This is a genomic window from Pirellulales bacterium, assembly GCA_035546535.1.
GTDB lineage: Bacteria > Planctomycetota > Planctomycetia > Pirellulales > JACPPG01 > JACPPG01.
This window is the reverse complement of the sequence record DASZWQ010000016.1, coordinates 1-12,201: the sequence shown is the minus strand read 5'-3', so window position 1 is coordinate 12,201 and position 12,201 is coordinate 1. Positions and strand designations below refer to the sequence as shown.

The 12,201-nt window shown below is 62.7% G+C and carries 8 protein-coding genes; 5 read left to right on the top strand and 3 right to left on the bottom strand.

Translation table 11 applies throughout. The features are described 5' to 3' along the window. Positions 1-139 precede the first annotated feature (139 nt). From VHD36_01690 to VHD36_01675, 4 genes are all read left to right on the top strand, one after another. Positions 140-643 carry an FxsA family protein gene (locus VHD36_01690; protein ID HVU86001.1) on the top strand — a complete coding sequence of 168 codons (504 nt, stop codon included), beginning with the start codon at positions 140-142 and terminating at the stop codon, positions 641-643. Between the two features lie 101 nt (positions 644-744). After that, entirely contained in the window at positions 745-1,755 is a 1,011-nt protein-coding gene (locus VHD36_01685) for a CBS domain-containing protein (protein ID HVU86000.1), read from the top strand. A gap of 157 nt (positions 1,756-1,912) precedes the next feature. Further along, positions 1,913-3,748, top strand: a complete 1,836-nt coding sequence (locus VHD36_01680) for a GTPase domain-containing protein (GenBank protein ID HVU85999.1) — start codon at positions 1,913-1,915, stop codon at positions 3,746-3,748. A 323-nt stretch (positions 3,749-4,071) separates the two neighbouring features. Next, a complete protein-coding gene (locus VHD36_01675) occupies positions 4,072-5,043 on the top strand; it encodes a metallophosphoesterase (GenBank protein ID HVU85998.1) in 972 nt (323 codons plus the stop codon). Positions 5,044-5,070: 27 nt separating this feature from the next. Here VHD36_01675 and VHD36_01670 read toward each other — a convergent pair whose 3' ends face one another. The 3 genes from VHD36_01670 to VHD36_01660 form a co-directional block, all read right to left on the bottom strand. Further along, positions 5,071-7,311, bottom strand: coding sequence for an HlyD family efflux transporter periplasmic adaptor subunit (locus VHD36_01670; GenBank protein ID HVU85997.1), 2,241 nt, complete (start codon positions 7,309-7,311; stop codon positions 5,071-5,073). 114 nt (positions 7,312-7,425) lie between these two features. Beyond that, positions 7,426-8,400, bottom strand: a complete 975-nt coding sequence (locus tag VHD36_01665; GenBank protein HVU85996.1) for an HlyD family efflux transporter periplasmic adaptor subunit — start codon at positions 8,398-8,400, stop codon at positions 7,426-7,428. Positions 8,401-8,463: 63 nt separating this feature from the next. Next, on the bottom strand, positions 8,464-10,518 hold the full coding sequence (locus VHD36_01660; GenBank protein ID HVU85995.1) for a biotin/lipoyl-binding protein: 2,055 nt from the start codon (positions 10,516-10,518) through the stop codon (positions 8,464-8,466). Between the two features lie 906 nt (positions 10,519-11,424). Here VHD36_01660 and VHD36_01655 point away from each other — a divergent pair. Then, positions 11,425-12,093: a glycosyltransferase family 4 protein gene (locus tag VHD36_01655; protein ID HVU85994.1), complete on the top strand. Its 669-nt coding sequence runs from the start codon at positions 11,425-11,427 to the stop codon at positions 12,091-12,093. The last annotated feature ends 108 nt before the right edge of the window (positions 12,094-12,201 follow it).

Here is a 12,201-nt window from a genome sequence, read left to right as displayed (position 1 = left end):
TATGAACATCCTGGCTCGTTATGGTATGACTCACCCTTGAACGCATGGCTCCCTCCTTGGAAGTGACCTGCTGGACACAAGTCATGTACAAGAGGAGCCTTGCGTTCACCTATATCAATCCGCCAAACTTGGCACTACTGTGAATCCGTTGCTGCTGCTCCTCGTTTTGCCGCTGGCCGACTTGTTGCTATTGATTTGGATCGGGCGGCACACCTCTTTAGGCTTTGCGTTGTTGCTAGTCGCCTTCGGCGCGATGGCCGGCGTGTTGTTGCTCAGGCGGCTATCGCACTTGTCGGTGCGCGCCGTGCAAAGTGAGCTGGCCGCCGGTCGAACCCCTCTGGCCGCGGCCGGGAAGACCGCCGCACTGTTCGCCGCCGCAATATTGCTGATCGTGCCCGGCGTGCTCAGCGACGCGTTGGCTTTGATGCTCTTCATGCCGCTGGGGCGCCGCTTGCTCGCGCTATGGCTGGCGTCGCGGCTGCGCGGTCATGTCGAAGTGCGCGGGTTTGCCGGCTTTGAGGAACATCCGGCAAAAGAGGGCGAACGCGATCGGATTATCGACGTGCAGGTTGTCGACGCTCCGAATGACGCTTTGCGCGGCCCGGAAACCCGCGATCACGGCTCCCCCTCGGGCGGCAATTGAGCGCGTGGTCAAACCTCGTTCAGCCTCGATTTCTCGGCTCGTTTGCAAGGTAGGGTTGCGCAGTAGAGGGAAACTACCGCACCCGAAGCCGAGGCTTCCAGATGCCGGGTTCGCGCCGCCAGTCCGTACTCCGCTTCGTCATGAATCAGAACGCTGCCCCGAAGGCACGGGCCAATTCGCGCGCGCGATACGCTCTTGCCTTCGCGGTCACGGGAGCGGCGCTGCTGCTGGCCGGCGACGTTCTCGGCGCGCAGCGCCAACGGACTGCCGAGTCGCTCGCCGCCCGGATCATTCCTTTCGACAACTCGGTCTGCGGCTATTACATGATCGACACTTCGCTGGCGCCGTTGGCACAGGCCGACGCCGCGTTGGCGGATGGGATGTATGTGCCGTGGTGGCTGGCGGTCGTGCTCGTGATTGCGGCGGTGGTTTGCGCCTGGCAGGCCTGGAAGGACCGGCGCCGCCCGCTGCTGAGCGACGCCCGACGCTATCGGCGGCCGCGCGCCAGCCGGCCTCCTGCGCGCGCCGTGGCGCGGCGGCTGGCGGTTCTGTCCGCGCTGCAAGCGGCGGACAACGAGCCCAAGGCACTGACAGTCCGTCAAGTGATGACGGAAACGCCCGTGATCGCCCCGCCGACGACTTCCTGTCGAACCTTGATGAATCTGCTTACCTCGGCTCCCTTGCGACATGTACTGATCTGCGAGCACGGCGGCCGGCTGCTGGGCATCGTCACCGACCGGGACTTGCGGCACCGACACGGCCGGCGGGCGGTTGACGTCATGACGCGGGGACCGGTGTGCGTGCCGTCGGGGGCACCCTTGGGCCCGGCTACTGCGTTGATGGTCGATCATCAGATTTCCTGCCTGCCGGTTGTCGACGAGGGACGCGTGCGCGGAGTGCTGACGGCCGACGACGTTGCTTTGGCTCTCGAATGCATCCTGCAAGCCCAAGAGAACGCGCAGGGGCAACCTGTGACAGTGGATGAAACGGTTGTGCTGGCCGACGTGCAAGGGTTGTGCGATACCGTGCGTGCGAAGAAACAGTCGCAGCCCACCCCCGCACCGTTACCCCCCGAACCGGCGCCCGAAGAGCTGACGCACGCCACGTTGTGAAGTTCGGCGAAAGGGTTCAAGTGGCACAAGCAGCCGCGAGGGCCCGCCGCTGCCGGGTCACGTCACGCCCGTGTTATACTAAACGTTCTGCAAAACCTGGCTCTGGCATCCGCCGGCAGGCGGCCGTGCAAGTCTGAACCCGGCGTGTCTGGAAATCATGTCGCATGAAATGCTGACGCACCTGGGCTTGCTGGCCGAGGTCGACTCGCTGGCGGGTGAGCTCTCGACGTGGGCCGAGCACAGTCCTGGCTGGCCGCAAGCGCGTCATTGCCAGGCGTTGGTGCGGCGGTTGCTGGCGCGCGTTGACACGTTGCGCGTGCGGCTCGATTCGCCCTTGGTCGTGGCCACGCTCGGCGGCACCGGCACCGGAAAAAGCACGCTGGTGAATGCACTCGTCGGGGCTGAAGTCACTTCCGCCGGACGCGAACGTCCCACGACCCGGCAGCCGACGCTCGTTTGCCGTCCGGGACTCCGGCTGGCGATGCTGGGGATCGACCCCGATTCGGTGACCGTGATCGAGCGCGACGCGCCGGTGCTGCGCGATCTCGTGCTCTTGGATTGCCCTGATCCCGACACGACGGAAGACGAAGCACTGCGCGGCACGAACCTGGCCAGGCTGCGCGAGCTTTTGCCGCATTGTGACGTGCTGCTGGTGGCGACGACACAGCAGAAGTATCGCAGCGCGCGGGTGACGGAGGAGCTGGCGGGCGCCGCGGCCGGCGCGCGCCTGGTTTTCGTGCAAACACACGCCGACGTCGATGCCGACGTGCGCGAAGATTGGCAGCGCGCACTTGCCGGGGATTACTCGACCGGCGAGATGTTTTTCGTCGACTCGCTGACGGCCATCGCCGAGACGCGACAAGGCGTCAAGCCGCGCGGCGAATTCGGCCGGCTGGTGGACTTGCTCACGCGCGAACTCACGGTCGCCGCCACCCATCGCATTCGTCGCGCGAATTTCCTGGACCTGGTCGGTGAATCGCTCGCTGCCTGCCAGGAGCGAGTTGCCAGCAGCATGGCGCAGGTTGAACAACTCGAGGCCGGTATCCAGGAACAGCGCACACGGCTCGCCGCGCGCTTGACCGAACGCCTGCGTGAAGAGCTGCTGGCCAGCCGGCGCAGCTGGGAGAGCCGGCTGGTCGGGGAAGTCACGTCGCGGTGGGGATTCAGCCCGTTCTCCTGCCTGCTGCGCCTGTATCAGGGCTTGGGCGGCCTGGTGGCGGGCGCGGCGCTGGTGCGCGTGCGCAGCGCGGCACAATTGGCCTTGTGGGGCGCGCTGGAAGGTGGCCGCCGCTGGCGGGCACGCCGCAATGAGCGCCGCGGTCAGTCGGCCACCACGCGCGCCGCGGCGCTCGGTTGGGAGGAATCCGACTTGCGCACAGGCGCCATCATCATCGATGGCTACGCGGCCGAGGCCGGGCTCGATCGCCGCGAACTCGAACCAGCGGTCCTCCAACGCGAGGCCGCCGCGGTCGCCAACAGCTTCATTGGCGATGCCTCGGCTCAACTGCAAGCCGTCATTAACCGGCAAACTGGGCGGCACTGCGGGCTGTTCACCCGCGCCATCTATGAAGTTCTGTTTTCCGTGATGTGCGTGGCACTACTCTACCGCTTTGCCAAGAATTTTTTCTACGACTCGTGGCTCGCGCCGGAATGGGGATTCGCCACGACGGCCCAGCCGGTGCTGGGGACGGATTTCTTTCTCGGCGCGGCGCTGGTGCTGGGGGCGTGGAGTGCGCTTCTGCTGTGGTCGTTCACCTCGCGGCTGCGGCGCGGACTGAGCGCGGAAATCAACGAAGTGGCGCAGGCGTGGGCCAGCCCCAAGCTCACGGCCGGGTTTTTCGCTGATCTGTCCCGGCAATGCCGCGACATTCACGCCTGGCACGACGAGCTACGGCGCTTGAGCAGCCAGGTTGCCGATCTGCAGGCGCGCTTGGCCGGGCCGGAACTGCTGGGCCATCGCGTCGGCGCGCGCGGTCATGGGCGCGCGGAATAGCATCTGTAGATGTCCTCGCGAGATTGTCGCTGCGAGACGAATGCATCCGCGGATTTCGCAGATGACACAGATCAGGAAACTGTGGTGACGCGCTCCGACTGAGTCGATTGTCGCCAGGTGATCAATCCATCGGCGAAATCTGTGAAATCTGCGGACGCATTTTTGTATTTCAAAACGCGGCGCGGCCCGAATCTCTCTTGAGCCAATTGCGCAAAGCTGGTAAAAGCCGGCCGTTTGCGGAACCTAGGCTCAAGTGGATCGAACGTCCCATGAAGCTCTCGCCGCGCCGATGCATCGCGCTTGCGTGCTGTGCGAGCGCCCTCTTGGCGATCGTTTGGGCATGGAGCGTCGTTTCGCCCTCGATCGATGAAGTGCCCACGTTCGATTCCACACACGGCGAAAAGCTGTGGAGCTTTGGCTTTGTCGGTGATACGCATGCGGGACAGGATACGACTGAACGCATCTTCGCCAAGCTGGGCGAGGCGAAACTGGAATTCGTCCTGCACCTGGGCGATCTGGTCGACCGCGGCGACAGTGACGAACAGTGGGAGTACGTGCTGGGCGAGGCGGCCCGGCAACGGCTGCGGTTGATGCCCGTTGTCGGCAATCATGACAAAGAGCGGTGCTACGACGATCGCGGGGAGATTCGCTTCCGGCAGTATTTCTCGCACCTGCCGCGCACGTTCTATCACTTCCAGCATCGCGGGCTGAATTTCGTGATGCTCAACTCCGAGCGATTTCCCCTGCCAGGCACTGAGCAGGCGAAGTTCTTGAAATGGGAACTGTCGCGACATCCGGGGCCGACGGTTGTCTGTCAGCACCGGCCGATTTTCACGGCCAGCAACCGTGACTGGGCGAACATGTATTTGTTCCGCCTGTGGACGCACGGCGCGCTGAAACATTCGGACGCGACGCTCGTCCTCTGTGGGCACAACCATTACTACGAGCGCACCAAGCCGCTCGACGGCATCACTTACGTGGTCAGCGGCGGGGGCGCCCCGAACCTGTATGCGGCCGCCGAGCCCGAGGCCATAACGGCCTCGTTCACCGCGGGCAAGAATCACTACGGCCTGGTCGACGTTTACGCCGATCATCTGGCGGTGCGCGTGCTCGATCTCGATGATCAAGTCATCGACGAGTTCGCCGTGGCGCTACCAGAGGCGGATCACGCCCCGGGCTCGGCCGAGAGCCTGACAGCGACGGAATTGCCGCCGATCGACGCGTTGCCGGCGTATCGGGAAGAGCGCCTGGGATTGCGGCCCGGAGCACCGGCGATATTGCCGCGGCCGTGGTGAGAATTGACCGGTGCTGCAAGAATCTGGCTACAGGCGAACGTTGAACGTATTACCGATCAGACGCCAGGCGCGCTGGGCGACCGTCTGCCAGCGGGCGTGAATCTTCGCCCGGCCGCGTAAGCCGCTGCGCAAGAGGTCATCGGGTCCCTCCAGTGGAAAGACCAGGGCCTGGTACGATGGGCTCCAGGGGCGCTCGACGCCCGATTCGTCCGTTTTCGACGGCAGTTCGCCACCGGCTTTGTTGGACAAGTTCTTGGGCGTGACCTTCATATCCTCCGAAGCGATGGTCACGATTCGCCCCTGGAATTTGTCGAGCGGCAAATGGTCCAGCTTGATGTCGACGTCCTGCCCGGTGGCGATGAAGTCGAGTTGCGATTGATCGAGAACCAGGTCGGCCTGCATCTGGTTGGGATCACCAATCAGGCAGACGAGCGTACTCTCGGTGAGGAAGGAACCGAGATTATGCTCCTCGAGCGGCGTGCCGTACCAGCCGGGTAACTGTCCATCGGGATTCACCGCTTTGCGCGGCAGCTCGGTAGGCGGCAGCACGGTGCCGGCAATCGGCGCCACGAGGTTCAATCGCTCCAGATCGGCGCGCTTTTGCCGCAACGCTTCTTCGGTCGACATGATGTTTTCGTGCACGCTCGACATTTGCAGCGCTGCGGTGTCGTTGCGGAACTGTTGCAGTTGCAATCCCTCGTACTTGGCGCGATCGACGGCCAGCCGACCTTCGAGATCGGCAATCAATAGCTCGAGGTCCGGATTGCTCATGCGCACCAGCAATTGCCCCGCTTTCACTTGCTGTCCGGGTTCGACCAGAATCTCCTCGATGCGTCCGGGAATGACCACACGCACGCTGACGGCGTCATGGGGCTGAATCTGCAAAGTGCAATATTCGCGGTGCGGCAGGGGGAGGGCGAAGACGGCCAGCGCCACCAGGCCCACGATGGCCACCGTGGCGAGCAAGCGTAACTTTTTCACCTGATCGGTCCTCCCCGGCACGCTGAAATACTTGTACAGCTTCCACATCGGCTGCACGAACAGGCCGTACATCGCGAAGGCCGCGATGACGCGGCCGATGCTCTTCAAATGGTAAGGCTCGAGCATTCGCTGCAAGAACCACAGAATCGAAAATACGACGATCCAACTGTACGTCACCGCCGCCAGGCTGTAGATCGCGAACAGCGTCTGATGATGATCGGGCAGAAACGGGTTATCGGGCTGCTCGATCCCCAGGCACCAGTGACTCAGCTTGCGATTGAGAATCTCGCTGGATTTCTGCCGCAGGTTGGGGATCTCGAGAATGTCCGAGAGGATGTAATAGCCGTCGTACCGCAGCAGCGGGTTACCATTGAAAACGATCGTGCTGACCGAGCAGACGAACATCGTGCTCAAGCACAATTGATTCAACAGCCCGGGGTTGCTGAACCACCACAGGAAGGTGCAAATCGAGGCGATGATGCACTCGACGTACATGCCCGCCGCGCCGATCATGGCTCGCTGCCATTTGCTGGGCAGCATCCACGAGTCGGAGACGTTGCAATACAGGCAGGGCGTCATCACCAGCAGCATGACGCCCATTTCGTGGCATTCGCCGCCGAAATGTTTGCACGTCAGTCCGTGGCCGAATTCGTGGATCACCTTGGTCACGGCCAGCGTGACGCCAATCCAGATGGCATTGTGCAAGTTGAAGAAATCGTGAAAGCCCGGCAGCTTCGCCTGAAACTCCTCGAGTTGTACCAAGACCAAGGTCAGCGCCGAAAGCATGAGGAACAGGCTGCAGACGACCGCCGGCGTGCTGTACATGAAGGCGACGCGCTTGTGCAGCCAGGTGAGCAGCCGATCGGGGTCGATGCCGCGAAAGCGGACCGAAAGCACGTTGGAGAGCTTGCCCCAGAATTCCTGCCACCAGCGTTCGTCGCGACGCTTCTTGAGTTGGCCGCCTTGGCCGGGTGTATCGGCAATCACTAGCCCGCGGCGATGCAGGGTGACGACGAACTGCTGCAATTCCTCGACGGTAATTTTTTGCGGCGGGAACTCCGCCTCGAAGCGATCCTTGATCTCATCCAGGCTGGTTTGCCCGTCGAGCATCTGCAGGATGGCGAACTCCTCCTCCTGGAAGCGGAAATAGGAGAGGCTCACCGGCTCCTTAACGACCCAATACGAGCGGCCGTGGTAGCGGTGGCGTTTGACCGACAGGTCGGGACGAGCGCGGACCCCCAGCCGCCGTGCGGAACTAGAGACCAGGCTGTCAGCCAACGTTGCCATGTTGCGAAGCTTCTTCTACGCCGGACCGGTCACGCGATTTCTTGTCGCCAGCAGCATTCGAGGAGTGGCTGGCAGACGGTGAGGCCGCAAGGTCATGGGACGCCGCTCATTGCCCTAGTGCGTGCCGGCGCGTGGCGCTTGCTGCGCCGTGCCCGACGGCTTACCCGGCAGTGCGTCGATCACCATTTCCTGGGGCTGCATGCCGGGCCGCAAGAGCCACGGGCCGTCGCCTTCGGCACGGCGATTGACGACTTCGGCCAGCACGCGATAACGGCCCCCTTTGACCACTTCAGGGTCAATAAAGACGACCTTGCCCTGGAACTCTTCCATGCGGTTCGGGCCGACTTGGGCTGTAACCCGCACAGGGCGGTTGGCGATCTGGTCGGGTCCAAAGTCCTTGATATTCAGAATGCCTTCGACGCGCAGCTTATCGAGTTGCACGATGCGCAGGATGGGTGAGCCCGGGTTGAGCCATTCGCCGACCCCCGGCGTGATCTCGATGACGTCGCCGGCGAGCGGGGCCGTGATCTTGCGGCGCTGGATGTCGTTTTCGGCGGCGTCCACCTGGGCTTCCTTGGCGTCGGCGGTGAGGCGATTGGTTTTCTGTTTCATCTCGGCCTGTTCGATCGCCAGGTAGGCTTTCTTCCATTGCAGGCGCAACTTTTCCATTTCGACCTTGGGGCGGGCCTTGGTTGCCAGTCGATTGGCTTCTTCGTTCAACCGGTATTCCATTTCGGCCACGCCGGATTGCGCCTGGTTGAAGCGAATGTCGACGTCGTTCTCGGCTTCGGTCTGGGCGACCTTGTGCTCGGCGACGGCGACTTTCTTCTTGCTTTGCGCCTGGCTGTCGTCGATCTGGCCCAGCACCTGGCCCAACTGCACTTCCATCCCTTCGTTGGCTTCCAGGCTTTGCAGAACGCCCGCCTCTTGAGCCGAGACCTGGACGTCAAAGCGGTCGTTGAGCTTGACCAGGCATTCGGGATAGACGATACGCGCTTCGGTGCTTGATCCGGAGATCGATTGCTGGGCGATACCCAGAAGCGCAACCGTCAGCACGATTCCACAGGCCACTACACCGATACGCAGCATGGAAAAACTCCCTCGCCGTCCCGCAGACATGCGAATTGCTCCCCTGTGGACTTTCACCGCGCGTCAGATTCGGAACAAGACGCGCGAGTGCAGGAACTCGATCAGGTCGTGAAACCACACAAAGCCTACGGCTCGCTTGCCGCAATAGATACGAGCGCGAACACCGGCGCCTTGATTGAGCTCTTGCAAGTCATGCTTGTCGATCGCGACGTGTACGAGCACCGTGTTCCCATCTTCCCCGCGCACCTCGGCCGCCAGGTGGATGTCGCCGATCCTGCCCTCATGTTTGGCGGACGGATCATTTTCCAGGATGTACGAGGTCTCCAGATCCATGTGGCCTAGATCCTTCTGAGCGCGGGCGATGTAGCCCATGTGCTCTTCCGGAACCAAGACCTCCAATTCCCAGTCACCGCTGGGGTCCGAGATGCTCATCAACACCTGGCCGGGCTGCACGGTGCGCCCTGCCAGCAGGTTGTCCACGTCCCAGGTCGTCACCTGGCCATCGATCGGGCTGGTGATCTTCAGGCGGTCGCGTTTGCTGAGTTGAATCTTCAACTGTGCTTGCAGGCTGATCAGCTTCTCCTTGGCCTGGCTTTCGTCGGAGGCGAGCTTGGCCTCTTCCTCGGCGCTCGATTGCCGGGGGTCGCTCTTGGCCGCCTTCTTGATCTCGATCAAGCGGCGCAGAATCGACGCCAACTCTTCGTTGATCTGACTCAGGCTGCCTTCGAGCTCGGTGATTTTCACGTCCAGGTCGGTGTTCCGCAGCTCGGCGAGCAACTGCCCCTTCTTCACCATGTCGCCATGTTTGACATTAACCTGGACAACCGTGCCTTCGACGCTGGCCGAAACATCGCGGCGGACCACGGGCTGGAGCTTGCCCTTGCCTTGAATTTTGAAGCTCGCCGGCACCACGCACAGGGCGACAAGCGCCCCGAGTACGGCCACGGTGGCCAGGATCGTCTTCGGCAGAGTGCGCGCGGCCAGCACCCACTTGGCCTTGCCCAGCGAGCGCCACAGGGGCAACAAGAACAAGCTGTTGTGTTCCAGCGCGTTGCCCAGCGCCGTCGAGCTGTGCTCGCACACGACATTGACGCGTTGCACCATGCCGTCGCGCGGGCGGCTGTCTTCGATTTGCTCGACGATCAAGGCTCCGATCGGCGTCGGCGGCGGCGCGTCCTCGTCTTTGGCCGTTGGGTCAGGGCGGACCAGGGGAAGTACGGCCACGTTCTTGGCGTGCGACTCGTCGACGTACGACTGCAGCGCTTCTTCCACCTGGGGCGCCATGTCGGACGTATCGCCCGAGTACCAGATCGGCTCGCCGGCGGCGACCACCGCGGTGGCCAGCTCGCCCAACAGGACGACGGTATTCGAGCGGCGGTCCATCACATCCTGGCCGCTGATCGCCTCGATGCGGCACTTGTTACCTTTGCGAATGGCCACGCTCACGCGATCGCAGCCGATCAGGCGACGCGCTTCGTTAACGATCGTAAAGGCGGCCACGCTGGGATCGAGACTCGAATGCGCCGCGCGCGTGAAGTTTTCCAGTTGGTTCCACAGCGTCTGGCGGTCGCTGTACTGGCGCAGTTGCCGCGAGCGGAGAAAATCTCCCATCAGCTCGCACATCTGCATCAGGAATTTCAGATAACCGCGTTGCGTGCGAATGTCGGCATTGGGGCGTTGAAAGACTTCTACCAGTCCCTTCGGTTCGCCCTCGATTTGCACCGGTCCGAGCACGAGCAACATCGGCGTGGGATTGCCCACCTTGTCATCCGCATCATCTCCTGCGCCCGAAAAGGGGGCAGCCAGCGCGCCTTCGCCGCTGCGCAACACCTTGTGCAGCAGTCGGCCGTGCCGCGCGGTGTCTTCCTCGTTCTCGCCCAGCCGCGTCTCGCGCAGGTTGACCTGATACTCCAGTTGCAGGCCACCGCCGTCAGCCACCGTCCACACCGCGCCACCGACGGCAGCCAACGCCGTCACCACGCGATTCAGGAATTCGCCGTAGAATTCCGCGGCGCCGATGTCTTGGCGCGCCAACTGCGCGATCTCGCCGACCAGCCCTCGAATCTGTTGTTTGGTCTGCTCGATCAGTTCAGGATTAATTACCTGATCAGTGCTCATAGTCGGCTGCAGTTCGCGAAGTTCTGCCAGTTCTCGTTCCGCTTACCAGTGCGCCCCCCATTACGGCGGGAAGGCCGCGAAAGTTCGTGGCTTGGGCTATTTCAAACCTGTCTGGAATCACGCAAAAAGCACGTGATAAGGCCGGTTCATTATCTCAATTTCTACGCCGAAAGCTTGCCTTCGGCCGGTATTTCCCGCCCGGAACTCCCATTATGAAGGGACAGGGGGCCCTAATCGCTACAGCAAGAACAATCGTCTAGATCAAGTATTCGGTCGATCGCCGGTCGGTTGGTCTGCGAAAAACGGTCCGTTCACGAAACTTTTGCGGACCTGCTGGCAATGCATTCGGGGGCAACGCCTTGTGCGAGTCGCCCGTCTGCCGACATCCCGAGCGGGGGGTACTCAGACTGGTTTTGCGTGTCCCCGGCAGCCGGCGGCCCGCCATTGCGCGATGCGTGAACGTCAGAAGTGGGTACGACTCAAGGCGCTCACCGGTTTATCAGCCCAACCGATGCCGCCCGGACGCGGCCTCGCTCCGCCTGGACAAAAGACCGAAAAACCGTCGATTCCGTGGCGCCGTTCAATATAGGGGCAGGAGCCCGCGACTTCCAATGAAAAGGCCGGCGCAAAACGGCAAGCGACCCCGTCCTTCGGTAGTCGCGACCTCGAGCCAGCGCGGCGGCAAACGGCCCCGACCGGTCCCGGATCGGCCAAACGCCCCACCTGACCGGTCCCACAATGACGAACCGTCGCGGTGCGCCTTCAGTTGGCTGGGCCCTGCTCGTTACACTGAGGCGGTCCGGCGCGCCCGGCGTGCTCGCTCCCACGAGGATAGGAGCCGCGAGCGCGACCGTGGCATTCACTTCCATGCAGTAGCGCCAGGGTTCCCTTCACGGCAAGTCTTCTATGCGCGTTCTGATTGCCAATGATGGGCCTATCGGCGAAGGCACGGAGGGCGAGCGCGTATTGTCGCTTGTGATCGCTTTGGCTGACACCGGTCACGCTGTCCGCGCGATCGATTTTGGCGCGAGCGACAACGGGTCGAAGCGCATTGCACTGCGTCGCGTGCTTTGCCGGCGCGATGACCCACAGGCCGAACTACCGTTTGAACCGCCCTGTTTCGGCGCAGCCGATGGCAGCCGCCGCGGTTTCGCCGATCTCACAAGTGAACAGCTCCATGCGCTGCGCGATACCATGCGACAAGCGCTCGATCAAGAAATCGCCGACTTCGATCCGCAGATCGTGCATTGCCAGCACGTGTGGATGATGGGGCATTTGGCACTGGAGTCGGGTGTTCCTTATGTTTTGACGGCGCAAGCGGACGAGTTCGCAGAGCTCGGCCGTGACGAGCGCTACGGGCGGCTTGCCGCTGAAGCCGCCGAGAATGCTGGCCGCGTCCTTGTCGCCACCGCGGATCTAGCGGCCGAAGTCCAGAAACAATTTGGTGATTTGGAAGGGCGCATCATCGTGCTGCCCTCGATGCGAGAGGACGCGCAGGATGCCAGCCCGGCAATGCTCGCCGAGCTGCTCGACATATATAACCGTGTGCTCGACGAGCGCTGGGGCCGGACGTAGCGCGCCGTGCGGGTGTGTGTCAACGCAGACGCGCAGCCGATTGGCGCCTCACGCAGCCGCGGCATGACCATGAACATTCGCAAGGCAACAACATGGCCGACAAGCCCG

What these genes read in the sequence shown, in the direction of transcription:
- VHD36_01685 (HVU86000.1), top strand. Translation starts at nt 745, where the DNA reads ATGCCGGGTTCGCGCCGCCAGTCCGTACTCCGCTTCGTCATGAATCAG.
- VHD36_01680 (HVU85999.1), top strand. Translation starts at nt 1,913, where the DNA reads ATGTCGCATGAAATGCTGACGCACCTGGGCTTGCTGGCCGAGGTCGAC.
- VHD36_01670 (HVU85997.1), bottom strand. Translation starts at nt 7,311, where the DNA reads ATGGCAACGTTGGCTGACAGCCTGGTCTCTAGTTCCGCACGGCGGCTG.
- VHD36_01665 (HVU85996.1), bottom strand. Translation starts at nt 8,400, where the DNA reads ATGCTGCGTATCGGTGTAGTGGCCTGTGGAATCGTGCTGACGGTTGCG.
- VHD36_01660 (HVU85995.1), bottom strand. Translation starts at nt 10,518, where the DNA reads ATGAGCACTGATCAGGTAATTAATCCTGAACTGATCGAGCAGACCAAA.
- VHD36_01655 (HVU85994.1), top strand. Translation starts at nt 11,425, where the DNA reads ATGCGCGTTCTGATTGCCAATGATGGGCCTATCGGCGAAGGCACGGAG.